22 protein-coding genes and 1 pseudogene are annotated in these 26,985 nt (G+C 49.2%); 17 read left to right on the top strand and 6 right to left on the bottom strand.

The annotated features are described in order from the left end of the window. Positions 1-45 precede the first annotated feature (45 nt). Entirely contained in the window at positions 46-1,287 is a 1,242-nt protein-coding gene (locus QZ311_RS02075; RefSeq protein ID WP_297063362.1) for a peptidase U32 family protein, read from the bottom strand. A gap of 224 nt (positions 1,288-1,511) precedes the next feature. Between QZ311_RS02075 and ruvB the strand changes: the two genes are divergently transcribed. The 5 genes from ruvB to QZ311_RS02050 all read left to right on the top strand — a co-directional run bounded on the left by ruvB (position 1,512) and on the right by QZ311_RS02050 (position 6,701). After that, positions 1,512-2,528, top strand: a complete 1,017-nt coding sequence (gene ruvB / locus QZ311_RS02070; protein ID WP_297063359.1) for a Holliday junction branch migration DNA helicase RuvB — start codon at positions 1,512-1,514, stop codon at positions 2,526-2,528. A gap of 36 nt (positions 2,529-2,564) precedes the next feature. After that, positions 2,565-4,055, top strand: a complete 1,491-nt coding sequence (locus QZ311_RS02065) for an oligosaccharide flippase family protein (RefSeq protein ID WP_297063357.1) — start codon at positions 2,565-2,567, stop codon at positions 4,053-4,055. Between the two features lie 249 nt (positions 4,056-4,304). Next, positions 4,305-4,859: a shikimate kinase gene (locus QZ311_RS02060; protein ID WP_297063354.1), complete on the top strand. Its 555-nt coding sequence runs from the start codon at positions 4,305-4,307 to the stop codon at positions 4,857-4,859. Positions 4,860-4,864: 5 nt separating this feature from the next. Next, positions 4,865-6,046, top strand: coding sequence for a hypothetical protein (locus QZ311_RS02055; RefSeq protein WP_297063352.1), 1,182 nt, complete (start codon positions 4,865-4,867; stop codon positions 6,044-6,046). Positions 6,047-6,056: 10 nt separating this feature from the next. Continuing rightward, positions 6,057-6,701: a ribonuclease H family protein gene (locus QZ311_RS02050; protein ID WP_297063351.1), complete on the top strand. Its 645-nt coding sequence runs from the start codon at positions 6,057-6,059 to the stop codon at positions 6,699-6,701. Between the two features lie 305 nt (positions 6,702-7,006). Here the strand turns inward: QZ311_RS02050 and QZ311_RS02045 are convergent, their stop codons facing one another. From QZ311_RS02045 to QZ311_RS02030, 4 genes are read right to left on the bottom strand one after another with little or no spacing between them, the layout of a single operon-like run. Next, positions 7,007-7,831, bottom strand: a complete 825-nt coding sequence (locus QZ311_RS02045) for a hypothetical protein (protein ID WP_297063348.1) — start codon at positions 7,829-7,831, stop codon at positions 7,007-7,009. Positions 7,832-7,834: 3 nt separating this feature from the next. Then, positions 7,835-8,215 (bottom strand): GntR family transcriptional regulator, encoded by a 381-nt coding sequence (locus QZ311_RS02040; protein ID WP_297063346.1) that lies wholly within the window; start codon positions 8,213-8,215, stop codon positions 7,835-7,837. An 18-nt stretch (positions 8,216-8,233) separates the two neighbouring features. After that, the gene (locus QZ311_RS02035) at positions 8,234-9,061 is read right to left on the bottom strand and encodes a hypothetical protein (RefSeq protein ID WP_297063344.1); all 828 of its coding nucleotides are present in this window, start codon (positions 9,059-9,061) and stop codon (positions 8,234-8,236) included. Positions 9,062-9,075: 14 nt separating this feature from the next. Continuing rightward, on the bottom strand, positions 9,076-9,915 hold the full coding sequence (locus QZ311_RS02030) for an ABC transporter ATP-binding protein (protein WP_297063342.1): 840 nt from the start codon (positions 9,913-9,915) through the stop codon (positions 9,076-9,078). Between the two features lie 333 nt (positions 9,916-10,248). On the opposite strand from QZ311_RS02030, the gene QZ311_RS02025 reads away from it, so the two are divergent. The 10 genes from QZ311_RS02025 to QZ311_RS01980 all read left to right on the top strand — a co-directional run bounded on the left by QZ311_RS02025 (position 10,249) and on the right by QZ311_RS01980 (position 19,984). Continuing rightward, positions 10,249-11,370, top strand: a complete 1,122-nt coding sequence (locus QZ311_RS02025; protein WP_297063340.1) for a TlpA disulfide reductase family protein — start codon at positions 10,249-10,251, stop codon at positions 11,368-11,370. Positions 11,371-11,854: 484 nt separating this feature from the next. Then, positions 11,855-12,184 carry a metalloregulator ArsR/SmtB family transcription factor gene (locus QZ311_RS02020; RefSeq protein ID WP_297063338.1) on the top strand — a complete coding sequence of 110 codons (330 nt, stop codon included), beginning with the start codon at positions 11,855-11,857 and terminating at the stop codon, positions 12,182-12,184. 68 nt (positions 12,185-12,252) lie between these two features. Continuing rightward, positions 12,253-12,678 (top strand): nitrophenyl compound nitroreductase subunit ArsF family protein, encoded by a 426-nt coding sequence (locus QZ311_RS02015; protein WP_297063336.1) that lies wholly within the window; start codon positions 12,253-12,255, stop codon positions 12,676-12,678. Beyond that, on the top strand, positions 12,678-13,385 hold the full coding sequence (locus QZ311_RS02010; RefSeq protein WP_297063334.1) for an aromatic aminobenezylarsenical efflux permease ArsG family transporter: 708 nt from the start codon (positions 12,678-12,680) through the stop codon (positions 13,383-13,385). The genes QZ311_RS02015 and QZ311_RS02010 overlap by 1 nt, the downstream gene beginning before the upstream one ends. A gap of 236 nt (positions 13,386-13,621) precedes the next feature. Continuing rightward, complete coding sequence (locus tag QZ311_RS02005; RefSeq protein WP_297063525.1) at positions 13,622-13,846, top strand: thioredoxin family protein; 225 nt, start codon at positions 13,622-13,624, stop codon at positions 13,844-13,846. Positions 13,847-13,868: 22 nt separating this feature from the next. Beyond that, complete coding sequence (locus tag QZ311_RS02000; protein WP_297063332.1) at positions 13,869-15,209, top strand: permease; 1,341 nt, start codon at positions 13,869-13,871, stop codon at positions 15,207-15,209. Positions 15,210-15,221: 12 nt separating this feature from the next. After that, complete coding sequence (locus tag QZ311_RS01995) at positions 15,222-15,638, top strand: arsenate reductase ArsC (protein WP_297063330.1); 417 nt, start codon at positions 15,222-15,224, stop codon at positions 15,636-15,638. A 336-nt stretch (positions 15,639-15,974) separates the two neighbouring features. Then, positions 15,975-18,215: an outer membrane beta-barrel protein gene (locus tag QZ311_RS01990; RefSeq protein WP_297063328.1), complete on the top strand. Its 2,241-nt coding sequence runs from the start codon at positions 15,975-15,977 to the stop codon at positions 18,213-18,215. Between the two features lie 30 nt (positions 18,216-18,245). Then, positions 18,246-19,289: a histidine kinase gene (locus tag QZ311_RS01985; protein ID WP_297063326.1), complete on the top strand. Its 1,044-nt coding sequence runs from the start codon at positions 18,246-18,248 to the stop codon at positions 19,287-19,289. Further along, positions 19,286-19,984 (top strand): LytTR family DNA-binding domain-containing protein, encoded by a 699-nt coding sequence (locus QZ311_RS01980; protein ID WP_297063324.1) that lies wholly within the window; start codon positions 19,286-19,288, stop codon positions 19,982-19,984. The genes QZ311_RS01985 and QZ311_RS01980 overlap by 4 nt, the downstream gene beginning before the upstream one ends. A gap of 126 nt (positions 19,985-20,110) precedes the next feature. Here QZ311_RS01980 and QZ311_RS01975 read toward each other — a convergent pair. Further along, positions 20,111-20,890 (bottom strand): annotated as a pseudogene (locus tag QZ311_RS01975) (rhamnogalacturonan acetylesterase); the annotation flags it as partial. Between the two features lie 431 nt (positions 20,891-21,321). Between QZ311_RS01975 and QZ311_RS01970 the strand changes: the two are divergent. Together QZ311_RS01970 and QZ311_RS01965 are read left to right on the top strand one after the other, a co-directional pair. Continuing rightward, positions 21,322-23,430 (top strand): hypothetical protein, encoded by a 2,109-nt coding sequence (locus QZ311_RS01970; RefSeq protein ID WP_297063321.1) that lies wholly within the window; start codon positions 21,322-21,324, stop codon positions 23,428-23,430. 379 nt (positions 23,431-23,809) lie between these two features. Further along, positions 23,810-26,956: a DUF4450 domain-containing protein gene (locus QZ311_RS01965; protein ID WP_297063319.1), complete on the top strand. Its 3,147-nt coding sequence runs from the start codon at positions 23,810-23,812 to the stop codon at positions 26,954-26,956. Positions 26,957-26,985 lie beyond the last annotated feature (29 nt).

The following is a 26,985-nucleotide window of genomic DNA, read 5'->3' as shown; positions in this document are numbered from 1 at the left end:
TCGCTGGGGGGTAATCCTGATATTTGTCTGAAATATACGACGCCGCTATTCTGTCTTATCCCATACATACAGACGGTCAGACGGACGTATCTTCCTCGGGACTTTGATTGAGAAGTTATCCCCCTTCTTTACCATCGGGACAGGATCATATTCAAGGCGCAATTCTTCCACCTTTAGAATTATAGCCCCGGTGTCTGTCCCGGTGATGACCACCTCATCGCCGACATGAAGCTCGCCGGCTTCCATGACGAACTCACCCACACCAAGTTTCGGGAAATAGCGCACACCCTTTGCAAGATAGCGCTTCACACGGGTGGCCGACGAACCGTATTTCGCCGACCATTCGCCAAGACGCTGGCCAAGATAATATCCATCCCAGAAACCACGGTTGAATATCTTCTCAAGTTCCGAATCCCAACGGGCAATCCTGTCATCGGTAAACACACCATCACAGATAGCCGTTATGGCCTCTGAATAGGCCTGAACAGCGATTTTGACATATTCCGGCCCACGTGCGCGACCTTCGATCTTAAATACCTTCACTCCCGCATCAATCATCTTGTTGAGGAAATGAATTGTTTTCAGATCCTTTGGCGACATGATATACTTGTTTTCAATGTCGAGCTGATCACCGGTCTCCTTGTCTGTGACCGTGTAGCCCCTGCGGCATATCTGGGTGCATGCGCCACGGTTGGCACTCGAGTTCATCTCATGAAGACTGAGATAGCATTTGCCTGAGACAGCCATGCACAAAGCACCGTGACAGAACATCTCGATGCGTATCAGCTCACCCTTGGGGCCGCGTATGTCGTCGCGTTCGATGGCATCGGCAATACTCTTGACCTGCTCAAGATTAAGCTCGCGTGCGAGCACCACGACATCGGCAAACTGAGCAAAAAACCTTACCGCCTCGATATTGGTCACATTAAGCTGCGTAGAGATATGAACCTCGACACCGATTGAACGGGCATAGCTTATGGCAGCGATATCGCTCGCGATGATTGCCGATATCCCGCTCTCCTTCACCGCGTCAATGACCGCACGCATCTTGTCAAGCTCGCCATCATATATAATGGTATTTACGGTAAGATAGGTCTTGACACCGGCCTGATCGCATATCGAAGCGATGTTGCGCAAATCATCAAGCGTAAAATTGACCGATGAGCGGGAACGCATGTTAAGCCCCTCGACTCCGAAATATATAGCATCTGTCCCGGCTTCGATTGCAGCATGCAATGACTCGTAGCTCCCCACAGGAGCCATGATTTCAAAATCTTTTCTATTCATTGTCAAGAATAAGTTCTTTGCTGACAAGTCATCATACAATGTCAGTAAAATTTCAATTTACATTCCGACAAAGTTAACCAAAATCGGATATATCTCCAAAATTCAATCCGAAGCCACCGAAAAATTCAGGCGCGAGAGGGATGCTTTCAGATAAATTTGCTAATTTTGTCATTTGACATCATCAGGCCTGAGACGCCTGTGGCTGTATTACCCCTAAAGAATTAATGGAATCAGATTTCGACATACATGACCGCGTCAGTGCGGACAAGGATTTTGAACGGGCTCTCCGTCCATCATATTTCGACTCATTCAACGGTCAGGAAAAGGTGGTGGAGAATCTGAAGGTATTCGTGCAGGCCGCACGGATGCGAGGCGAAGCACTCGACCATCTGCTGCTTTTCGGCCCTCCGGGACTCGGAAAGACTACTCTGGCAGGCATCATCGCCAATGAACTCGGAGTAAACTTCAAAGTTACATCAGGCCCTGTGCTAGACAAACCCGGCGACCTCGCCGGAATCCTCACATCACTTGAAGAAAACGATGTCCTGTTCATCGATGAGATCCATCGCCTTTCACGAGTGGTCGAGGAATACCTCTATTCGGCAATGGAGGACTACAAAATCGACATCATGATTGACAAAGGCCCGGGAGCGCGCTCCGTACAGCTGTCGCTCTCGCCTTTCACACTTGTCGGCGCGACAACCCGCTCAGGAATGCTGACAGCCCCGATGCGCGCGCGTTTCGGCATCAACTGCCATCTTGAATATTACAGCCACGAGGTTCTGGAACGCATCATCATGCGTTCGGCAGCCCTGTTGGGAGTAAAATGCACACCGGAAGCCGCCCACGAGATTGCGCTGCGAAGCCGCGGGACTCCGCGAATAGCAAACTCACTCCTGAGGCGTGTCCGCGATTTCGCTCAGGTCAAAGGCAACGGAGACATCGAGCCTAATATCGCACGATTCGCCCTTGAAGCCCTCAACATCGACCGCTACGGACTCGATGAAATGGACCATAAGCTGCTGTTGACAATGATCAACAAATTCGAAGGGGGCCCGGTCGGACTGTCGACTATCGCCACTGCCATCGGAGAGGAACAGGATACAATCGAGGAGGTCTACGAGCCATTCCTGATTATGGAAGGCTTCATGCGCCGTACACCGCGCGGACGTGAGGTGACATCGCTCGCCTACACACATCTTAAGATAAATCCGCCTGCACCAATGGCCAGCCTCTTCTAAAAAAAGCATTTCACGTTTAGTCTATTACTAAATTTTATGGCAGGAATAAAATCACTCGCCAAAGACACGGCCATATATGGCCTGAGCAGCATCATCGGACGTTTCCTCAACTGGTGTCTCGTCCCGCTCTACACCCAGATGTTTCCCTCGTCGGAATATGGAATTGTAAGCTATATCTATGCAATCGTAGCCCTCGCCCTGATTATCCTTACCTATGGAATGGAGACCGGATTTTTCCGTTTCGCCAACCATGAGCGCTATAAAGACCCGATGGAGGTTTACTCGACTTCCCTTATATCTCTCGGGCTCAGCTCTACGGCTTTTCTCGCGCTGGTGCTTATATTCATCAATCCGATTTCTGCCGCGATGCACTCATCGCTACATGAGTCATACGTGGTCATGATGGCCATTGCTGTGGCCTGCGATGCCTTTACGGCCCTTCCATTCTCGTATCTGCGATTCCGGAAACGCCCCATGCGATTCGCATTCCTGAGACTCGTGAACATCGGGCTCAACATCGGGCTCAACCTCTTCTTTATCCTCATCTGCCCGTGGCTGTGGAAACAAGCCCCCGGCTTGGTAGCATGGTTCTATGACCCTGACTTCGGAATCGGCTATATATTCCTTGCCAATATGATCACATCGGTCATAAATGTGGTGCTTCTCCTCCCCGAGCTCCGGGGCTTCCCTTACAAATTCAATCCAAAACTCTGGAGAGAGATGCTGGTCTATTCCGCTCCACTTCTTGTGCTCGGCATAGCAGGAGTGATGAACCAGACACTATACTCAATACTGTTTCCCATTCTGTTTCCTGACAAATCCGAGGCTATGTCGCAGCTCGGTATCTATGGAGCGAATCTGAAAATAGCCATCGTAATGGTGATGTTCACGCAGGCATTCCGCTTCGCTTACGAGCCGTTCATATTCGCACGTTCAAAAGAAAGAGGCGATGATAAGCTGCAAAGCTACAGCGACGCGATGAAATATTTTGTCATCTTTGCAATGGTGATATTCCTCGGAGTGATGTTCTATCTCGACATCCTACGTCACTTCATCGCCGCGAGCTATTTCAGCGGACTCAAAGTCGTCCCGATAGTGATGATCGCCGAATTCTTCTTCGGAATATTCTTCAACCTCTCGCTGTGGTATAAACTCACCGACAAGACGGCATGGGGCATGTGGTTCTCGTTGATGGGACTTGCCATCACAGTAGCACTCAACATCCTGCTCGTCCCACACTACGGATATATGGGATGCGCATGGGCATCGTTTGCCTGCTACGGGACAATGATGGCAGTCAGCTATGTGGTCGGACAGATAAAATATCCGATCAGATACAACGTAGGCCGTCTGTCGTTCTATTTCGTCAGCGCCATTGTCCTCTGGTTCTTTGCCGAACTGATTGCATTCGGCCACCGTCCGTGGCTCAACATGATAATCCGCACACCGCTCCTCATCGGCTACATCATCATGGCGATGAAGCTCGAAAAAATCAATTTCCGAGACCTCATCCCCCGCAGGAGCTGATTCATCCGGCTGCCCGAAGTTTTCAGGCTTCTTATTTCAGGTCTGAACTATCGTCACTCATAAAAATAATTTGTTTAAAGGGTTGTTTAAAATTTACGTTGTCAATAAAATATCCAAATTATAATCCGATGCAAAGTTAGAGTGGAAAACAAACGCTTTTGGTGCGATAATGCAAATTGAGCCGAAAAAAATCTTTAACTTTGCAATCCACAGATAACTCAGAAACCGTTTTTTAGACACCGGTTAAAAATGAAAGCAATATTTCTAATAGGATACATGGGCAGCGGGAAGTCGACTCTCGGACGGGCACTGTCGCAGCGCTGCGATGTCGATTTCATTGACCTCGACGACTATATCGAAGCCCGCGCAGGCAAAAAAATACGCGAAATTTTCGCCGAGGAAGGCGAAGCCGCCTTCCGTGACCTCGAACGCCGCATGCTGCTTGAAGTCAGCGAAAAAGACAATGTGCTTGTGGCGTGTGGAGGAGGGACTCCCTGTTTCGGCGACAATATGTCGCTCATGAACAGCCGTGGCATCACCGTATTGCTCCAGACATCCCACCAACGCTTGTTCGAACGGCTGAAACGCGGACGACACAAGCGCCCGCTGATAGCATCACTCACCGACGAGCAGCTTGACGTATTCATTGACGAGCAACTTGAGAAACGAATGCCCCACTACAGCAAATCGGCCGAGATATTCGACTCCACACTGCTCGAAGATGAAAACCAGATAGAGGAAAAATGCAACGCATTCATCAAGCGTTTCAATCTACCTCGTAAAACAGAAACCACCAACCAATAACAACCATGCTTCAGGACATCCCAACACCACAGGAACAACCGCAGGAAACATGCACCTCACACCGCGGTTTCACTATCGGGCTGCCTGCATGCGACTATCCTTGCGAACGCAGGTTTCCACTGACCCCTGAAGCGGCGGAGCAGCTGATTGAACGCGGTTTCCGTGTGAAAATGCAGGAGAACGCCGCCCATTGCATCAACTATGCTGACAACAGCTACATGCGTGTAGGTGTGGAAATCGTCACTCGCGATGAAGCTCTGCGCAGCGACATTGTCATCCATCTCGCACCAATGACATCCACCGATGTCAAGAAGATGAGACGCGGAGCGATGCTACTGACCCTGCTTAAGCCGTCGGACCAGAACAAAGACGCAATCCGGGAGCTGCTTCACAGACATATCATCTCGATTGCCGTGGATCTCGTCGAGGATTCCTGTGGATGCACACCTTTCGCCGACATTCTGGCCGAAATCGACGGCCGGGCTTCAATTGCGATGGCGTCGTCACTGCTGGCCGACTCGACACGCGGAAAAGGCATCCTTCTGGGAGGTGTGGCAGGAATAATCCCCTGCGAAGTGCTGATTATCGGTTCGGGCATAGCGGCCTGTGCAGCCGCCCGCTCGGCAATGGGACTTGGCGCTACAGTGAGAATGTATGACAACGATGTCTACTCCCTGCGCCGTGCACAGCAGGAACTCGGCCCTTGGATAATAACATCGGCCCTTCATCCACATACACTCGAAAATGCCCTGCGAAGTGCAGACGTTGTTGTCGTGACTCCTACGCGCGAACCTTTTGCCGTGACGCGCGAACTGACCGACATCATGAAGCGCGGAGTGCTCGCCTTTGACCTGTCGTCAGACACCGGAGCGGCTTTCCCGGCAATGATGTCAATCGACCTTGCCGGAGTGTTTGCCATAAGGAATTCAGCATCCATCCGCGAACGGGTGTGTTTCACTCACGCAGGATGTGCCGTGGCGCGCACGGCTGCAATGGCTCTCAGCAACACTTTCCTGACACTGATGAGCTCGATTGTCAGCTGCGAAGGTGTCAGCAACGCCCTGAAACTACTGCCGGGTATGCAGAAGGCAACTTTCACCTTCTTCGGGCGGATTGTAAACCCGCAGATCGCACGCGCAATCGGAATGCGCAGTGTCGATATAAGCATTTACCTCACTCTATCATAACGTATCGCAGATGTCACCGAGAAGAAAATTTTATGTCGTGTGGAACGGCTTTGCAACAGGTGTGTTCGACTCTTGGGAGGAATGCCAGTTACAGATAAAAGGCTATCCCGATGCAAAATTCAAAAGTTTCGATTCGCAGGAGGCGGCAATCGAAGCCTATCGCGGCGATCCTGCAGAGCAACTTGAACTGCTCAAGGCGATAGCCAAGGGGAGAAAAGAGAGCGTAAATTACGAAGCGTTCCCCGAAATCCAGCTCGACTCGCTTGCGGTAGATGCCGCATGCTCCAAAAATCCCGGCCCGATGGAATATCAGGGTGTATGGGTGCGCACCGGCGAACGGATTTTTCATGTCGGCCCGATTGAGGACGGGACAAATAATATAGGTGAATACCTCGCGCTCGTTCATGGCCTTGCACTCCTGCACAAGCAAGGCAAATACTATACACCTATCTACACAGATTCCCGCACAGCCCGCTCATGGGTGCGCAACCGTCAGCCAAAAACCACACTGAAACCGACAGCAAAAAACGCTAAACTTTTTGAACTGCTCCAGCGCGCCACCGCATGGATACAGACCCACGAAATCACCAACCCCATACTCACATGGGACACACCCCAGTGGGGTGAGATTCCCGCAGACTTCGGACGAAAATAGGCCCTTGTGGGACGAATAAGCTTTACAGAAATAATGTGACCCTGTCAACATTCGACTATTGAACGTTGACAGGGTCACATTGTATTGCCTTACCGGAAACGACTGTTACCGATACAGACACTTATATTACATTTGGAAATAGGCCGAAAGAAGCGGACCGGCCCGGACCTTTGCCATGCCTGACTCTTCAGGCGGTATCATGTATGTGTGGAGAAAAAGGTTAGTTTTATCGCAGTTTATATATGTTTTTCATCCACAGGTCCGCAACCGGTCCGCGATGTCAATCTTCAGTAATTGGTCGGCACTTACTTATCCACGACGTTTCTCAGCTCCGTAGATCTACTGAGGCGCACGTCGATTCTTGCAGCCGAATCTTTGGGAATCCAGAGAACTTCCCCGACATTTGCACGCTCAATGTCGAGCATACTACGGTAGGTATCACCCTTGCCACTAATCTCTATCTGTCCGATTCTGCTCACTTTGTCTGTCACTACATCCAACGCGCCTGACGGCTGAGTGATGTAGGCACTGCCCACCTGCGTGTCCTTAAGCCGGAGTTCATTCATCTTGCGGCCAGAGCAGCGCAAGGTGTCAATCATACATGATTTCAATATAATCTCGCCGCTGCTCTTTGTGTTCAGACAGGATGTTTTGAAATCTTCAATCACTATTTCAGATCTATTGTCGTTCACATTCCTGAGCATGCCTTCAGGCACGATTATGGTTGCGAGATTCCTATCGTCAAAATCCAACCTGACACATTTCTTAACAGAATCGGAGTCTACAAGCCGACTGAAATCGACAGTGAGACGCAGTGTGTCGTTGGCTAAATCACACACGAAAATATCTCCAAGCTTTTGATAGGTCTTTAAACTCGGTTCTGCGACAGAATCACATTCCTTGATGACGAGAGTGCTCAATTCGCCTGTCAGCAATATGTTTCTCTCGATATTACGGTCAATTATGATTGTCGAGAATCTCTCCTGCAAAGGCAAGGTGCAGTATTCATCATTGCCCACAGGAATCTCTTCATAGGGCTTCCGAAACGCCCGAACGAGGCAAATCTCCACCACCGTCAGAATAAGCCCGGCTATGAAAAGCCCTATAAATATATATGTAGTCTTTTTCATTTTCTAATTTTTCCTTAATAGAGTGGCTAAATATTGTTCAAACATTGACTTTAGCTCGTCGGGAGAAACCCCGAGCAGATTGAGCTGATGGAAGAACGACGGCATTTCGCCTTCGATAAACGTCTCCTTGCGTAGCGCCGAGATTACCGCGGGGGCATCGTCGGAGATAAAGAATCCGATTCCGCGACGGTTGAAAATCACGCCTTGGCGTTCGAGATATTCGTAACTTCTCATGATTGTATTGGCATTTACTTCAAGAGTCGCGGCACATTCGCGCACCGACGGGATGCGTGAGCCCGGAAGAGTCGTACCGAGCAGAATATCGTCGCAAATCTTATCGGCAATCTGTAGATATATGGCCTTGTTGTTTTCCTTGAATTTCATAGGCATTCGATTTTTGGCCTACCAGCGGCTGATTGTTTCAGCCTCACGGAAGCGTCGATAGGTAAGCCAGTAGTTAATCACCGCAATAATCGCAGTAAATACGTCGACCACATATAATACACTGTCTTCGTTGAGGAATTCAGGTCCGCCATAGTATAAATGTGAATCTCCATCCGACATGTCTAACAGCGAGGCAATCCATATTCCAACCCAGGCATAGATAAAACTGATTGCAATCATGCATACAAACGTCTTCAGCGCTGAATTTTTGGGCCATACAATCGAACCGAGCAGGAAAAATGACTGCATGGCAAGGAAATAGAGCAACGAGCGCCATGCAATCCCTTTGACGAGTCCCATGTCAGTCGGGTGAAAAAGAATCTTCGTAACGTTCACCGGCCTCACCTCAATATCATACATCCAATATGAGGCATATACGCGAATCCAATCGGCAAGATATGCAATGACAAAGAAAACAAGGATGTAGACCGGGACAGCTGCCAGCCACTTTAAAGCAAATTTCTCAAACTGCGACGCAGGTGTCATGAGTGTTGAAAGAGCGCCGGGAGGAGTGGCCATGCGCTTGAACGAGCAGGAAGCGACATAAACGCCACAGATTGAAAACACCGCAGTAGTCCATCCTAAAAAATTTGCGATGCTACGCGACGAATAGTATTCAGGCTGAATCCCATCATAATGGCTTGCTCGGGCGACAAGCAGAGCGATTATCACAAGCAACCCGAAAATTCCGGCCCATGAAAGCGCAATCTGTCGCCAGTTCTCCTGTAGATTTTTTCTGACCAGCAATGACATGCGGTCGAAACTAAAAAACTGATTTGTATCCATGTATAGCGGGAATTTTAACGGTTAAACATTTCTTTAAGGAGAGAACCCTTCAAAAGCGAAAGTTCGAAAAGCGATTCAAGATTCAGTTCGGTCTCGGAGTCATCGTCGTTGACAAGAACAACATTAGTTCCTTCAAGCGATGGCTGGGCGTAGAGAGCAGACTTAATAATCTCACGGGAATCAGTGTTGAAAAATTTCAGACGGGACGTAATCTCGTCGACACGACGGTTGAGAAGCACCTGTGAATCATCCATTATAATCACACGGTCGAGCAGACGGTCTACGTCCCTCACCTGATGTGTCGAAATGATAATGGCGCGTTCATCGGTCATATTGCCTGCAATGAAGCGGCGGAACGCACTCTTGCCGGGGATGTCCAAGCCGTTGGTCGGCTCATCCATAAGCAGCAGAGAGGTGTTGCATGCAAGCGCGAAACTCATGAAGGCTTTCTTTTTCTGCCCCATCGAGAGAGCACCGAGATTGAGGTCGGCCGACATTCCGAATATATCGAGATGACGGTGCAAATCCTCATCGGAGTAGTTGGGATAGAATCTTGCGTTAGCCTTTACGTAGTCGCCGAGCGATATGCCGGGAAGAGTGAACTCTTCGGGAACGATAAAAATATCGGACAGTACAGAGGGGAGACGCAGGCGTGTATTTAACCCGCGGAAAAGCACACTACCCGATTTTGGAGTCAGAAGGCCGGCAATCAGATATAGAAGCGTTGATTTACCTGCACCGTTGCGTCCGAGCAACCCGTAGACTCCCCCGGCCTCGACGTCAAGCGAGAAGTCGTTGAGCACCGGACGGGATTTGCGACGGTAGGAGAATGTCAGATTATCTATTTTAAGCATAATGGTGTATTAGTATAATAGTACACTGCAAAAGTAGACTCTATTTTTGAATTATGCAAATTTTTGATGAAAATTTTTTTCATTATACTGTTTTTCGGCCAAGAGGGTGTTTAATAACAACACCATTTAAGTTCGCATACTAATTTTCATAAGACAGCAGTTAGAATCACGATTTTCTCTCTTAATTCTTTTTATTTATAACTAAAATATACTACATTTGCATTTAATTATAAATTACATCACTTAAAGCAATCAAACCTCTTTCAATCACATTTAACGATTGACCGCAACCATATCGGCCATCCTTCAGTCAAAATCAACAATAAATCAATTATGAACCTCCTTCTCAACTTTCGATTGCTAATGGCCATGACCATTGCAACAATCGCCGGGACATCTGTCGCCGGTGCGGCAGTGCTGCGTGTGGTATTCAAGAATGAACGTCCTGAAAAAATTATTGTCGAGCGCAGACTCACCGACCGAGTCCATCCGCAGTCGAGCTACTTCTTTCGCGATACGGTCAGCGTCACTGACTCAATAGTGAAACTACGTCTCAACATAAGCCAGCCATATATCATTTCAGTTAAAAATCCCGCATCATTATGCACAGGTTCGAAACCGGTCACACTCGGCATCGACGATGAAATGACCCTGACCGTTGACTCAATATTGGAACACGGAAGATATAGCGGGACACAGTTTGTTGACAGTCTCGATTCATTTTCACGGCAGCAACATGAGTTCTTGGCTAAAAACAACCAGCCCTCATACAATCGGCTTAAGAACAGCAGTGCCCGCGACAGCTTCCTGACGACATTCGCCCTGTCCCACCGAGATTCCCCGATTGGAGTGATCGCACTCATCCATGCATCCGACTCGATTCAGGCAAGATATTTCGACGAACTTTCACCTGAGCTTGAAAACAGCATTGTCGCCAACCAATATGTCGCACTGCGCTACAGAGCACATAAAACAAAAGCGCGCATAAACGCACGCGCAAATATGACCGTGGGCAAAACCATGCCTGACTTCGCGCTCCCCGACTCCACGGGACGGCGAGTCTCGCTCGAATCGTTGCGCGGAAGATGGGTTGTGATTGATTTCTGGGCCACATGGTGTGGAGTCTGCCTGCGTGGATTCCCCGAACTCCGCAAATTTTCCGAAGAGTGCGGTGAGCGGTGCACCGTCCTGACCATCGACATCGATGACCGCGAGGAAATATGGCGTCCGTTCATAGCCAAACTCGATATGCCTTGGATCAATCTGCTCAACGACCCGACAGATCATGGAGAATCAAACCCGGTAAAGGCTCTTGGCATAAACTCCATTCCGGTGACGGTCCTGATTGACCCGGATGGAAAAATCGCAGCAATCCAGCGCGACGGCAAGCCCGGTTTTCTGCCGAAAATAAAGGAGATAATAGCCTCCGGGAAGGGGTCGGAAGCCGGTTTATAATTGTTTTTAATTAAGCAAGGCTGCAAAATGACAATGAAATTACTTAAATTTAGGTATGGCAAAACATTAAATCAGATAGTAATTTTGCATTATGAAAATGAGACGCTTCAGCGTCCCTTCTTCAACTGTTAGATAATTTATACGAAATTTGATAAAAAACACTTGGACAATACAAGGCATGCTCAGGCAGAACGATATCTGCTGAAAAGCCGGCTTCTGTAATCTATTTTTGAAATTGATGCTATTGTTTAAAACGGCGTGGCCGATGGTTGTGAAACCCTCATCCACGTCGGTTTTTTATTTATCAGAAAAAAGCCATTATATACCATGTCTCACTACATATCCTTATTATATCTTTAAGCATATAATATAGAGTAGATAATGTATAGATATATACCATCAGACTGAACCATACTCAATTTCATAAAAATTTGGTCAGCTTAATTTTTGTTTGTAATTTTGCGAACACCAAACAAAGAATGATATGTCAAAATTGGAGATAACACCTGAACAGGAGCGTCTTGCGAGGTTTGCAAAAGCGATGGGGCATCCCACCCGCATTGCTATCTTGCATTTCCTCGCGCAGAGAAACGAATGTTTCTTTGGCGATATACACGAGGTGCTTCCTATTGCGAAAGCCACAGTGTCACAACATCTGAGCGAATTGAAAGAGGCTGGTCTGATACAAGGTACTATCGAGCCTCCGAAAGTAAAATATTGTATCAATTCGGAAAACTGGAAACTGGCTAAGCAACTGTTTTCGCAGATGCTTGACGACTGCTGTCCCTCAAAAAAGAATAGCTGCTGCTCGTAAGCACTATTTTTTTATTTTCAATGTTCGTAATTCGGCAAATAACAATTTAATTAAATACATTCAAGCACATGAAAAAGTTACTGATAATCTTCGCCCTTATGATAGGGCTGATGTCATGCGCAAGCGGAGAGAATACCGCCTCTGCGAAATCTCCTGAAAAGAATAGAGTGGAAGTGATATATTTCCACGGCAAACAACGCTGTGCCACCTGCATGGCCATCGAGAAAAACGCTAAAGAGGTGGTGAATACTCTTTTTGCAAACGAGCTGAAAAACGGTACTGTCGTATTCAAGACAGTCGATATCTCTACCCCGAAAGGAGAAAAAATTGCCGATAAGTACGAGGTGACATGGTCCTCTCTTTTTGTCAACAAATGGAAAGACGGAAAAGAGAGCCGTAATAACCTCACTGAGTTTGGTTTCGGGAATGCCCGTAATAATCCGGACGGTTTCAAGAAAGGTATTGCTGACAAAATCCGACAATCGTTGAAATAATGGACTGGTTACAGACTTTACTTGACAACAGCACCACTCCGGCTCTGACGGCCTTCCTCCTCGGATTACTCACCGCGATTTCGCCGTGTCCGCTTGCTACCAATATAGCCGCGATCGGCTACATCAGCAAGGATATAGAGAACCGCAGACGTATTTTCCGAAATGGTGTCCTTTACACCATTGGTCGCGTAATCGCTTACACTGTTTTGGGCATTATCCTTATCTCAATTCTTAAAGAGGGCGCAAGCGTGTTCTGCATACAAAAGACCATCGGGAAATTGGGCGAGCTGCTGCTCGGACCGCTCCTGCTGGTTATCGGACTGTTTATGCTGTTCGGACACAAGCTCAATATTCCGCAGTTCGGTTTCGGCGGTAATGGAGAAGGACTTGCCCGCAAAGGTGGCTGGGGTGCAGTATTGCTTGGTGTTCTATTTGCGATGGCTTTCTGTCCGTCAAGCGGTGTCCTCTATTTCGGGATGCTTATACCGATGTCGGTTACAGCAAGTGCGGGATGGCTTTTGCCTGTGTTGTTTGCTGTCGCCACCGCTCTCCCGGTGCTTGCAGTAGCATGGATTCTCGCGTTCAGCGTTGAAAAGGTCGGAGAATTCTATGGCAAACTGCGTACCATTCAGAAATGGCTCAATACTATTGTCGGACTTCTGTTCATAGGTGTCGGAGTGTATTACTGCGTTACAATGTTCTTCTAAAAAATTTTTGCAAACCATGTTCGTTGAAAGGCGAAAAACAAATAATAAAACAAATGGGAAATAACAAAGAAACAAAAAAAGGATTTTGGGCTAATCTCTTCTCCTCAAAGCCCAAATGTTCGTGTGGCGACAATATCATCATCGAAAATGATAACAAACCGCAGTCCTCTTGCGAGTGTGGCTCAGAGACTTCTTCCTGCCGTACTGCTACTGCCGGGGGGAATGCTAAAGAGGTTATCGTGCTTGGTCCGGGCTGTTCCAAGTGCAAGGAAACATACAGGGTGGTCGAGCGCGTAATCGCAGAAAATCGTCTTGATGTCAAGCTCTCCAAAATCGAAGATATAGCAGAGATAATGAGCTATAACATTATAACGACACCGGCAGTAGTCGTTGACGGGACGATAAAAATCAAAGGACACGTTCCGACCGCTGACGAAATTAAGAAGGCTCTCGGAATATAATTTGAACACAACAGTGACTGTCATGAACACAAGAAAGGAAGTCAAATTTCTCGTATGGACTGTTGTCATATTTCTGACAGCGTTCTTCATGCCCGCCAACAGTGAAACGCTGTTGACCGCCATACACTCAACTCTTGACCTTGCCAAGTGGTATGCCCGTGAGCATATCGTTCTCTGCCTTCTCCCGGCTTTCTTCATAGCCGGAGTGATTGCGGTGTTCGTAAGTCAGGGAGCGGTGTTAAAATATTTCGGTGCTAATGCAAAGAAGTGGGTGTCATATACCGTAGCTTCAGTATCGGGAGGCATCCTTGCCGTGTGTTCATGCACTATTCTCCCATTGTTCACCAGCATTTACAAACGTGGAGCGGGTCTTGGTCCGGCAATAGCGTTTCTATATTCCGGTCCAGCCATCAGCATACTTTCGATAATCCTCACTGCCCGTATCCTCGGACTGGAAATGGGTCTTGCCCGCATAATAGGAGCTGTTTCGTTTGCAGTAGTAATCGGTCTTGTGATGTCGTTCATCTTCCGAAAGGAAGAACGGGATAAAGAGGCGGCACAGATGAATATCGTGCCACCGCCGGAGAAACGTCCGCTTTGGCAGACCGCAGTGTTATTCTTTACTCTCGTGGCAATCCTCGTGTTCGCCAACTGGGGCGCACCGGCAGCAATCGACCGTGGTGTCTGGGCTGCAATCTACGGGGCAAAATGGTGGATAACATCGGCCCTCGCAATAGGCCTGTGTGTGATGCTTGTGAAGATACTCCACCTGAAAGCCCGATGGATTATCCTCGGAGCTATAGCCGTCGCGATTTCAGCTTTCGTCGCAAATGTTTTCATTCCAGATGCAAAACTGGCGCCACTTGTTCCGATGATTGTTTCAGTCGCAGTGCTTGCCATCATATTGTTATGTGACAAGAACGATGATGAAAACCGGGAATGGGTGTTGTCTTCATGGGGATTTGCCAAGCTGATATTGCCCTTGCTTGCAGTCGGAGTCTTGACAGCAGGATTCCTACTCGGCTCAACACACGACGGTATAGAGATGCCCGGGATTATTCCCAACAGTTGGGTTGAATGGGCTGTCGGCGGCAATTCGCTACAGTCAAATTTCTTTGCAAGTTTCACAGGTGCGTTCATGTATTTCGCCACTCTTACCGAAGTGCCGATTATTCAAGGATTGCTCGCTTCCGGCATGGGCAAAGGCCCTGCTCTTGCCCTGCTTCTCGCCGGTCCCTCGCTGTCGCTTCCGAATATGCTTGTCATACGCAGTGTGATGGGGACGAAGAAAACAGTGATATATGTCGCTCTTGTAATAATAATGGCCACAATCTCAGGTTGGATATATGGCTATTTCTTCTAAAATAGAATAAGTATGAAAGTTCTGATATTATGCACCGGTAATAGTTGCCGTAGTCAGATGGCACACGGATTTCTCCAGTCGTTCAGTTCTAATATTGACGTTTTTTCAGCCGGGACTAAACCCGCCGAGAAGGTAAATCCGAAAGCCGTTGAAGTCATGAAAGAGGCTGGGATTGACATCTCTGACCATACACCACACAACGTATCCGAATATATCAACGAGCCGTGGGATTATGTGATAACCGTATGCGGAGGAGCAAACGAAAGCTGCCCTGTGTTTGTAGGTAACGTGGAGCATCGCCTTCATATCGGTTTTGATGACCCTTCCGATGCAATCGGTTCAGACGAGTTTGTCATGACAGAATTTCGCCGGGTGCGCGATGAGATAAAAAACAAATTTGAACAATTCTATAACGATAATTTGAAATGAACACTCTACTCGACACCCTTTGGTATTTCTGCTATATCACTGTGGAACTTATTGCATTGTTTATTGCCATTACAACACTCATGTAGATTATTATGCTGTATATCCCACAGGATAAAATCAGCAAAAAAAATCGAAAAAGCCGGCTTCTGTAATCTATTTTTGAAATTGATGCTATTGTTTAAAACGGCGTGGCCGATGGTTGTGAAACCCTCATCCACGCCGGTTTTTTATTTATCCATGCATCTCAGGCAAGGATTATCGCAGGTGGTCACTTTAATTTCCGCATGTTCAGGTGGAGAAGTAATTTCGCCTGCATAATAAATCAGATTTTACAACGTGGCATTAAATCAGACATCAGAAACGACCATCAAACAGATTCACAGGCAAATTTCAATCGGACGACGCATCACAGCCATCATGCTTACAGCCATGTCTGCATTACCGCTATCGGCACATAAGGCCGATGACATGAACGTCAACGACTCAACAGCCATAAAGACGGAATGTCAGGCAACCGACAGCATAGCCGAACAATTTCTTAACGAAGTTGTGGTGACGGCCAAGACTCCGGCAGTAAGGGTCACACCCGACAGAACCGTCTATGACCTGAAATCGACCGTAATGGGTCAAAGCGGAACACTAATCGACGCGCTTTCGGCAATCCCCGGTGTGAGTGTCGGTAGTGACGGTGCGGTCACGCTCTACGGCAACCGTGGCGCGGCGATCGTCATCGACGGTCAGAAAACATATCTCAAAGGCGTTGAACTCGCCAACTATCTGCGGTCGCTTCCGGCAACGGCAGTCAGCACCATCGGACTACGTACAACTGCCACCGCCAAAGACGATGCCTCTGACAAAGCCGGTGTAATCGAAATCACCACCCGACGCATACGTGAACGTGGCTTCACACTTGGCCTTAACGGCGGAGCGTCGGCATGGCGCAACGCCCGCAGCAACGGCAGTGTCAATATGGCCTATAACACGGGGCGGTCGGAATTCACGCTCCTATACTCGTTTTTCGCCGCAAGGCAGCGCATCCGTCTCGACATCGACCGCTTCTTCATCACCGACACCGACCGGATGCTGCAACAGTCGACGCGCCGACGTTCGGACAATGCCAACACAGTCAAAGCCGGATGGCGCTATAAGCTCTCATCGCAGACATGGCTCGGCGCAAACCTCAGATATAGCCGCAACTGCCGGAACGAATTCGGACGTATGGACGCATTCATACCCGTGCTCGGCGAAAATGACCGATCCGACAATCATAACCGCAGCAGGTGGCGCAACGTCATGGCCGACATCTATCTCGACCACCGATTCCGTTCAGGAGCAACCTTAAGCGGAGGTTTAAACCACTTCCGCTACAACACATCGGAGCGACAACTGCTCGAACCGATGTCGCCCGACACGCTGCGCGGTGCGGTCGGCGGACGAATCAGATGGTACATCGGCCGGATAGATTTTTCCAAGATGTTTGGCACGTCATGGAAACTTCAGGCCGGCATCAAGAGCACTATTGTCAGCATAAGCAACGCCGGGACATATTCCAACCTGAAAGCCGGGGAATGGAAACCAAACAGTTCGCTCAGCTCAACGTTCCGCTACAAGGCGAACACCAACGCGGCATATACACAGATTTCTTTCACACGCGGCCACCTGACCGCCACAGCCGGCGCACGCCTCGAACACGAAAAACTTCGTGGACGTTTTTCGGGAAACGAGGCTGCCGCCGACACTTCATATCGTGTGAACACAATCGACGTAGTCCCCACAGCCGAGCTGAAATATTTCGCCGACAACGGAGCCGGAATCATGCTCGACTGCTCGCGAAGAATCGAACGCCCGAACTACGCCGATCTCAACCCATTCGTATATATCTTTGACGAATATACGCATGCAGGAGGCAATATCAATCTCCACACATCGACATCAGACCATGTGCAGTTAGGATTCTCATACGGAGGCCGCTGGCAGGGAGCTGTGTTCCTCACTCACTCCGACGACGCGATAATGAAAAGCTACCACGAGATTTCGGACCGCAGCGTCTATGTCGCGTCCGAAAACTTCCCTCACCACATGCAATACGGCTTCCGCCTCATGTTAGCCAATCAACCCATAGGCCGACGCTGCCACACAACCGTGACCGCCATCGGCATGCACAACCGATATGACTGGATGGACGGAAAGGTAAAGACAAGCACCAGACGGTTCACTCCGATAGTCAGCATTGACAGCAGACTCGACTTCGGGGCTGGATGGACAGGAGAACTTAAAGCATCCTACACCGGCTATATTGCCTATGGACAAGTGACCGTAAAGCCGTCGGGCTATGTCGACGCCGGGCTCAGAAAAAGTTTTAAAGGCGGAAAAGCATCACTGACAATATTCGTCAAAGACATACTCGCCACCAACACAAACAAGACCGAAATAAAACTTGAAGGTCGCTCTGCCCGCTTCGATGAGACAGAATACAGACGGATAGCCGGAGTGTCGTTTCACTACAAATTCCACACCGGCCGTAAATCATCAGCAATCCGAGAGCAAAAAGCCCCTGAAGAACTCGACAGACTTTGAAAATACAGCAAAATAACATAATTTTGGTCAATGAACCGACTGTTACACTGCTTCGCAAGCTCCATTATAATGGCTATTCTGTTCTTTGCCGTCATCCGTCTATCATACGACGTGACTATTGGCGAAGATTACTGGTCAATCCATTCCAGCCTGTTCATCGTAGCCGAAATATTGATGACATGGTGCTACTCGCTTATAGCTGTTATATTGACCCCTGTATTCATCGGCTACGCCAGCCGCCACCGCATCAGTCCGGCGGTCGAATATCTTATTGTAATAGCCTTCGCTACCGCATGTGTGCTTGCTGTCATTTCCGTATCACACTCTATCGATACCGAAGATGTCAATTCAAGACTGTTCATCACACCTCTGACCGTCACAGCTCTGCTTTCGTGTCTCTACTACTCATATTGCACCGCAACCGAACGCAAACGCAGACTGGCCAAACAGACACTTGACCTTGAAAAGACACGCAACATCCAGCTCGACACCGAACTCAGGCTGCTGCGCGCACAATATCATCCTCACTTCCTGTTCAATATGCTCAACACAATCTACGTGCAGATCGACGAAGCCAACGAAGCCCCGCGCCACACCATCGAATGTCTGTCGGAAGTGTTGCGCTACCAGCTCTACTCACCCGAAACACCCATAGATGTCGAAAGCGAGCTTGAAGCAATGGAAAAATACATCGAGCTTTGCCGGTTGCGTGCATCGAGCTCACTCAAGCTAAACGTCAGCATCGGCCAGATTCCACACGGTATGAAAATATATCCCCTGCTGCTGATACCGCTGATTGAGAACGCGTTCAAGCACGTCGGCGGAGACTTCGGCATCGACATCTCGTTTGAAATAACCGGCGAGGATATGCAATTGCGTGTAAGCAACACAGTCCCGGCAGTCGCAACGGTATCACATACAGGCACAACAGGTCTCGGACTCGAAAACCTGCGCCGGCGCATCAGGCTTCTCTATCCGGGCAACAATCATAAACTCACCATTGACAGAGATTCCGAACGTTTCACTGCCACCCTAAATCTGAAAACGCTCAGCGACAGTCCCATAAAGACATGAACAGAAAGATAAAATGCCTGATAGTCGACGACGAACCGCTTGCCCGCAAAGGGCTGGCGCGTTACGCCGGACGCATCGACTCCCTTGAACTAATCGGCGAATGTGAAGATGCCTTGGAACTTGACCGAAGATTGAAATCCGGCGACATGGCCGACCTGATTTTTCTGGACATAGAAATGCCAGTGATTTCAGGACTCGACTATCTCTCGACACTCGAACATCCACCGATGGTCATATTGACCACAGCCTACAGCCAATACGCACTTGAGAGCTATGAACTAAATGTAGTCGACTATCTGCTGAAACCGATATCATTCGCACGCTTCATGAAAGCAGTCAATAAAGCCTGCGACTATTTCAGTCTGAAAACAGCCGATACAAAGCGTGATTTTATATTCCTGCGCTCCGACAAGAAACTCCACCGGGTGAAATACTCAGAAATCCTCTATATCGAAGCTGTTGAAAACTACATCAAAGTCGTTACAGACAATGACGTTGTGGTCACAAGGACTCCACTCAAAAATCTGCTTTCGGAACTCCCTGAAGACTCATTCCTGCAAGTACACAAATCGTTCGCTGTGAATATGGAGCGAGTTACATGTATCGAAGGCAACATACTTTCACTTTCCGGCACGAAAATCAGTGTGTCGCGAGGCTACAAAGATTCCTTGACCGCATGGCTTGAAAAAAGATAACGAATACCATCAAACCCAATAAAAACAGACCTGCCTCAACCGCCACTATCGGAGTGCCGGCTGAAGCAGGTCTTAATGTCTTAAGTCGTTTCTGAGCGCGACTTACTTGTTCAGGTTGTAGACAGTGCGACGGATATATGGCTTAAGAGCCGGGACTTTCTCGGCAAGCGCATTGACAGCAAGGCGCGAAACCACGATACCGCCATACACATTAAGATGAGTATTGTCTATGCGTCCGTTGGGAGCGAATTCATATTTCCCGACAGGCATCCACATGAAAAGATCTCTGGAGCTGTCTTTACCAAGACCCTGCACCAGCTCATGAGTGAGAGTATTCATGTCGATAAATACCACACCCATCTCCTCAGCCACATTTCTGGGGGCTATGCGATAGTCACCATGAGTGTCCACGAGCGTATCGCCTTCGGCGGGATAGTTTTCAAGACCCTTTTTCCAAGTCTTCTGGCGGTCATCGGTCTGTGCGGCAGCAATACCGTTGGCCGGGAAATTACGGCGCACGATAGAATTCATCAGAATCGGTGTGCCGCCTTTCTCGCGTGTCTCGTTTACAAACTTTTTGAGATTTGCATCGAAAGTCGAACCGGGCACAGTGTAGCGGTCAGGGCTTTTAGCCTTCTCGTCGTTATGACCGAACTGGATAATCACATAGTCTCCCGGACGAATCTGTTCGCGCACTTTTTCCCAACGACCTTCGTCGATAAAGCTCTTTGAGCTGCGACCGTTGACAGCATGGTTGTCAACCTTGATAGCGCCTTCGAGATAGATTGGCAGCATCTGTCCCCATCCACGCTCCTGATTCTCTTTGTCGAGAGGTTTGTTAGCCATAGTCGAATCTCCGATCATAAAGACTGTTATGGTGTCGGAGGGCACTTGCGCAAGAGCCATGACAGGCAGCGCCAATGCAACAAGCAATGATGAAATAAATTTCATGATAGCAAATTATTGTTTAAGGTATTTTAATTAACTATTAGCACTTTTCAAGCCGCAACGGCAATCATTTCGTTGCAAGCATCTGCAAATTTAGGCATAATATCTGTTTTAAGATTAATCATAAAGCCTGACAGAGCCTTTTCATTAGCGTTTTTTAACATTTAACGTCAAAAAAATCGGCATTGCCGCTTTTCATAGAGAATCATATTTGTTTCATAGAGAATCATATTTGTTGATAAATCATAGCAGTCATAATACAGCTCTCACCCGCTTAGCAATCCAGACATGTAATTTGATTTCTTTTTGGAAAAATGTTAACTTTGCGAAAAATATCATTATTGCATCGCAATTTTGCCTTAAACAGACCATCACAGACTTAAATACCGATGACATTCAAAAACTTACTCTATGCTGCAACGCTCACACTTCCGTTGCAGGGATTTGTGGCATGCCAAAACGCTTCGGCAGCCATTGACCGTCAAGCTCTTGTAGAGCGAAACAATCCACATGTCACTGCAATCGACACTATGGCCTCGCTCTCTGTGGGCAACGGTGAGTTTGCAGTCACTGTCGATGTGACCGGCCTACAGTCATTCCCCGAACTCTACAGTAAAGGCGTGCCTTTAGGGACACAGAGTCAGTGGGGATGGCACAGCTTCCCCAATCCTAAAGACCTGAAATTTGAGGAAACCCTCAAAGACTACGACTTCGGACGCGGACGCAAGGAACCTTATTCAGTCCAGTTCAAGGAAAAAGGGCGCAACAACGACGCTGCCAACTGGTATCGTGTCAACCCACACCGCCTTCATCTCGGTGCTATCGGATTCGCCGGCCTCAATCCCGATCAGCTCACAGACATCGACCAGACACTTGACATGTGGAACGGAGAAATTCGCTCCGATTTCAAGGTCGACGGAACTCCGGTGAGCGTCCGCACCTACGTCCATCCGGAAAAAGACATGATGGCCGCAACAATCAAGTCGGAAAAACGTCTCCCCGTCGCACTCCGTCTCCCCTACCCGACAGGAGGACACTGCGATGACGCATGCAACTGGGATGCCGATTCGCTCCATCTGACAGAAATCTTAGAGTCTGATGCCAACCACGCATTACTGCGCCACAGCCTCGATTCAACATCCTATTACATAAATCTCGCATGGACAGGGGCTGAAGCACCCGTAATGACCGGACGTAACACTGCCACCATAACCCCTACCGCCGACGAGTGGACAATCACAGCGACCTTCTCGCCGGAAGCTACCGATAAGACAAATCCGACAGCTTCAGAGACACGCGATGCGGCTTCGGCCTACTGGACAGGATTCTGGAATAACGGCGGTGTTGTCGATTTCAGCAACTGTACCGATCCCCGCGCATCGGAGCTCGAACGCCGCGTAGTGCTTTCGCAGTATCTCCTCGCAATCCAGTGTGCAGGCTCGACCCCTCCGCAGGAAACAGGTCTCACCTACAATTCATGGTTCGGAAAGTTCCACATGGAAATGATCTGGTGGCATCAGGCACAGTTCGCTCTATGGGGACACGAAGATCTGCTCAACCGCACACTTCCTTGGTATGAAAGTTCAGCGGATGTCGCACGTAGCATAGCCGAACGCCAAGGATTCAAGGGTCTCCGCTGGATGAAGATGACCGATCCTTCAGGCATCGAAGCTCCATCAAAAGTTGGCTCATTCCTCATCTGGCAACAGCCCCACCTCATCTATCTCGCCGAACTTCTCTACCGCGCCGATAATGACTCCGCTGTTGTCAACCGCTACTATGACCTCGTGCAAGGCACTGCCGAATTCATGGCCGACTTCGCCGACAAGGATTCACTCGGCCGCTACACGCTCAAGGGAATTATTCCCGCGCAGGAAACACTCCGCGCAGCCGAGACTGTCAATCCTCCTTTCGAGCTGTCCTACTGGCACTTCGCCCTCAACACAGCGCAGCAATGGCGCGAACGCAAAGGCCAGCCCCGCGTAGCTGAATGGGATGAGATTATTGCAAACCTTTCGCCACTCGCAGCAAAAGACAGCCTCTATCTCGCAGCTGAGACTGCACCCGAAACCTATAGCGACATCCGCCTGACCTCCGACCATATGGCCGTGCTCGCAGCCGTAGGCATCCTGCCCCACTCTCCGCTTGTAAAATCCGACATCATGGACAACACCTTCGACTGGGTATATGACAACTGGAACTGGGACAAGACTTGGGGATGGGACTATCCGACGACAGCAATGAACGCAGTGCGCCTCGGACATCCTGAAAAAGCAATCAACGCACTGCTTATGGACAAGCGCACCAACACTTATCTCCCCAACGGACACAACTATCAGGACAACCGTCTGCGCTGCTATCTCCCCGGCAACGGAGGCCTGCTGACAGCTGTAGCCCTCATGTGTGCCGGATGGGACGGATGTGAGATAGAAAACCCCGGATTCCCCAAGGACGGAACATGGGATGTGCGTTGGGAAGGCATCAAACCTCTGCCTTAAACCGATTTTCGCAACTCTCTCCACGAATCAAAATGATTTTATCTAAGAGGCTGTTTAAAAATTCCTGTAAATTTTGAGCCGTGAGCTTTTAGATAAATTTGGCCTTGCGGATGAAGGGATGTAGCGAGCTACATGACTGAATCAAAAGGCCAAATTATCTAAAATTCACGGTCAGGCAAAGGTAACTTTGGCCAACAGAATTAATACTTGCAGCCTTAGAAAATATCACCGAGTGCCTCATGGAGTCTTTTTGGTTAAAATATTGTGGTTCATCAGTTACGATGCCCGCATCGCTCCTTCTGAAAACCAACATTTTATCTCAAAAACACTCCACTCAAAACAAACAATAATTCTTAAACAGCCTCTAAAACCACGCCTCTTGAAATTTACAATAAATTTTAAACAGCTTCTGACAAGCGCAATCCTTCTTGCAGCCATACAGCCTATGGCTGCAAGAAGCGAAATGCGTCAGCAACACTATGTGGCCGACGGCAATTCGGCCGTCACGGTCAACGGAAAGTCAAAATTCAACCGAGCCCTCTACGGCGCACATTCCGGTTTCCGCATGGATTGCTCCGACACTCCTGAATTCGGCATCTATCTTCCGCGTATGGGAGGCAACCTGCGCCTGACACTTCCGGAAGGAAAGTGCACTGCACGCTACACTCCCGGACGTATGGACTACGAACAGGGTGGCGTGAAAGTCGAAGCTCAGGTGATGCGCAGCGAGGATATGGCTCTTTGGGCAATCACAAACACAACCAATAAGACAGTCAGCATTCCTGTGCGTTTCGGCGGAGTCGCCGAAAAAAAATTCTATCGCGAAGGAGACCTTGGCGTGGACGATCCGACATGTTTCGACCTGAAACCCGAGTATTGCACAGGAAATATCTATACTGTCAAGGGTGATAAAATAAACATCGAGTATGGCAAGAAGCAACGCTCAAATCTCACCCTCATTATCCCTGCTAAAAGCTATAAAATCACAGATATGCCTTCATACGAAGGCGTGCTGTCCATAAAACCCGGCAAGAAAGTCTATCTCGCACTTTTCCCTAAAGCCGACCGACCGAAAGCCTCACTTGAATCTCTTTTCAAGAAGGCCGAAAGCGAGCGTGAACAGCTGGCATCAAGCGTCACATTCGATACTCCCGACCAGTGGCTCAACCCCATAGGCGGAGCGCTCGCAGTGGCCGCCGACGGAATCTGGAGCGGACAGGCATGGCTTCACGGCTCAATCGGATGGCGCACCCCCCACCTCGGATGGCGCGGTGCTTATGTAGGAAATGCCGTCGGCCGTCATGACCGCGCACTTACCCACCTCAACACATACGCTTCAAACCAAATCACCGACATACCTCCAGTCCTGTCCCACCCGCGTCAGGACTCAGTGCTCAACCTTGCACGCGCCGAAAAGAAATGGGGCACTCCGATGTATAGCAACGGTTACATCTGCCGACGCCCCGGAAAGAAAGACGAGATGTCGCACTACGACATGAACCTCGTCTATATCGACGCTATGCTGCGCCACTTCCGTCATACAGGCGACAAGGATGCAATGCGATCGTTGTTCCCCGTAATAAAACGACATCTCGAATGGGAAAAACTGAACTTCGACCCTGACGGCGACCATCTCTATGACGCATATTGCTGCATCTGGGCGAGCGACGCTCTTTACTACAGCGGAGGTGCTGTCACACATTCGTCAGCCTACAATATGTTTGCAAACCGGCTGGCGGCACAAGTTGCCGAAGCTATCGGAGAAGACCCCGAACCATACCGACGCGAGGCAGAGGCCATAGCCTCAGCCATTGATTCGAACCTGTGGATGTCTGACCGTGGACACTGGGCGGAATATCGCGACGCGGGCGGACGGCAGCGTCTCCATCCATCACCGGCCGTATGGACCATTTACCATGCAATCGACTCGGAAATCGCCGACAATTTCAAAAACTATGCAGCGACATGCTACATTGACCGCGAGATTCCACACATACCGGTCGAAGGCGAAGGTGTGGAGAAAGGACTCACCACAATCTCGACCACAAACTGGAAACCCTACTCTTGGAGCATCAATAACGTTGCCATCGCAGAAGTCATGCACACAGCCCTCGCCTACTGGCAGGCCGGACGTGCCGACGATGCCTACAGACTGATGAAAGCCGTAGCGATGGACAACATGTATCTCGGAGCATCGCCTCTGAATTTCGGACAGATAAGCCACTATGATGCAGCCCGCGGTGAATGCTACAGAGACTTTGCCGACCCTATAGGAGTCTGGAGCCGCGCCTTGACCGAAGGTCTGTTCGGCGTACGCCCCGACCTGTTATCCGAAAATCCGACAGTCAGACTAATCCCGGGATTCCCATCGGATTGGAATGAAGCGTCGGTAACACTTCCCGACATATCATATTCGTTCAAACGCGACGGCCGACGTTCGGTCTACAAAGTGAGCAACCGTTACGGCAAAAACTCGTCTCTAAGCCTTTCTGTTCCTGCAAAAGGTATAAAAAGCGTAAAGGTCAACGGCCATGAGACCACATGGGTCAAAGAACCTGATGCAATCGGCGCTCCGCGTATCACTGTCAATGCCGGAACTGCCCCTGAAGTCACGATTGAAATCACCGAAGCCGACGTCTTCACGCCGTCTCCGACCGGCCGCCTACATACGGAAGGTCCTGTAAGCTTCCGCGAAATGAGTGCCGGAGACCTGACGTGGTGGATGCCGGAGGCAAAGCCAATCTCATCGCCTGTCGCTGTCCCGGCCAACGGATTCGACGACATCCGCGCAGGACTTTGCGAACCGACCGACCTCAGTGCGTCATACAACGCCTCTGTCACCGATATATTCCGCAACGAATACCTGTCACCACGTCCAAATGTAACGACACTCCAGCTCCCGAAACAAGGCATAGGCGAATGGTGTCATCCGAAACTCACGGCCGAAATCGATGACTCCGGCCTGCGCTCTCGTCTCGCGAAGGAAGGCGGAATTCTTAAAACAGAAAGCGGAATACCTTTCGCCATGCCCGCAGAGGGAAGCAACATACTTTTTACATCCCTGTGGGACAACTATCCTGACAGTGCGGAAATCAAGCTTTCAGGCCGTGCATCGCACCTCTATCTGCTCATGGCCGGTTCGACCAACCACATGCAGTGGGGAATGGAAAACGGAAGACTACGCGTAAAATATACCGACGGGACAGAGGATGTCACTCCTCTTATCAATCCTCACAACTGGGCTCCGATCGAACTTGATTTCTACCACGACGATTATGCCTTCGCCCAAGCGCCCGGAGCACAGCCTCCCTACCGTCTTCATCTGAAGACCGGACGCATGAGCCGGACTCTCGGCGATGAACTCGGAATCAAAGGTGTCGGCGACCGATTCATTGAAGGTGGTGCGGGAATCGTACTCGACCTTCCTGTCGATCCGTCGCGTGAACTTTCATCCATGACTCTTGAGACTCTTTCAGGTGATGTAGTCATCGGACTGATGGGACTGACCATCCAGCGTGCCGAATAACCAATCAAAAAAACTGTCTGACAATCCTA

Origin of the sequence: uncultured Duncaniella sp. (assembly GCF_910578445.1) — a bacterium.
GTDB lineage: Bacteria > Bacteroidota > Bacteroidia > Bacteroidales > Muribaculaceae > Duncaniella.
This window is presented reverse-complemented; position numbering and strand designations above follow the sequence as displayed.

Bases quoted from the DNA above. Each gene is read 5' to 3' on its own strand.
- QZ311_RS02055 (WP_297063352.1), top strand. From the start codon at position 4,865: ATGCTTCAGGACATCCCAACACCACAGGAACAACCGCAGGAAACATGC.
- QZ311_RS02000 (WP_297063332.1), top strand. From the start codon at position 13,869: ATGAACACAAGAAAGGAAGTCAAATTTCTCGTATGGACTGTTGTCATA.
- QZ311_RS02030 (WP_297063342.1), bottom strand. From the start codon at position 9,915: ATGCTTAAAATAGATAATCTGACATTCTCCTACCGTCGCAAATCCCGT.
- QZ311_RS02020 (WP_297063338.1), top strand. From the start codon at position 11,855: ATGTCAAAATTGGAGATAACACCTGAACAGGAGCGTCTTGCGAGGTTT.
- ruvB (WP_297063359.1), top strand. From the start codon at position 1,512: ATGGAATCAGATTTCGACATACATGACCGCGTCAGTGCGGACAAGGAT.
- QZ311_RS01985 (WP_297063326.1), top strand. From the start codon at position 18,246: ATGAACCGACTGTTACACTGCTTCGCAAGCTCCATTATAATGGCTATT.
- QZ311_RS01995 (WP_297063330.1), top strand. From the start codon at position 15,222: ATGAAAGTTCTGATATTATGCACCGGTAATAGTTGCCGTAGTCAGATG.
- QZ311_RS02025 (WP_297063340.1), top strand. From the start codon at position 10,249: ATGAACCTCCTTCTCAACTTTCGATTGCTAATGGCCATGACCATTGCA.
- QZ311_RS02010 (WP_297063334.1), top strand. From the start codon at position 12,678: ATGGACTGGTTACAGACTTTACTTGACAACAGCACCACTCCGGCTCTG.
- QZ311_RS01980 (WP_297063324.1), top strand. From the start codon at position 19,286: ATGAACAGAAAGATAAAATGCCTGATAGTCGACGACGAACCGCTTGCC.
- QZ311_RS02015 (WP_297063336.1), top strand. From the start codon at position 12,253: ATGAAAAAGTTACTGATAATCTTCGCCCTTATGATAGGGCTGATGTCA.
- QZ311_RS02045 (WP_297063348.1), bottom strand. From the start codon at position 7,831: ATGAAAAAGACTACATATATATTTATAGGGCTTTTCATAGCCGGGCTT.
- QZ311_RS02050 (WP_297063351.1), top strand. From the start codon at position 6,057: ATGTCACCGAGAAGAAAATTTTATGTCGTGTGGAACGGCTTTGCAACA.
- QZ311_RS02035 (WP_297063344.1), bottom strand. From the start codon at position 9,061: ATGGATACAAATCAGTTTTTTAGTTTCGACCGCATGTCATTGCTGGTC.
- QZ311_RS01970 (WP_297063321.1), top strand. From the start codon at position 21,322: ATGACATTCAAAAACTTACTCTATGCTGCAACGCTCACACTTCCGTTG.
- QZ311_RS02060 (WP_297063354.1), top strand. From the start codon at position 4,305: ATGAAAGCAATATTTCTAATAGGATACATGGGCAGCGGGAAGTCGACT.
- QZ311_RS02065 (WP_297063357.1), top strand. From the start codon at position 2,565: ATGGCAGGAATAAAATCACTCGCCAAAGACACGGCCATATATGGCCTG.
- QZ311_RS02075 (WP_297063362.1), bottom strand. From the start codon at position 1,287: ATGAATAGAAAAGATTTTGAAATCATGGCTCCTGTGGGGAGCTACGAG.
- QZ311_RS02040 (WP_297063346.1), bottom strand. From the start codon at position 8,215: ATGAAATTCAAGGAAAACAACAAGGCCATATATCTACAGATTGCCGAT.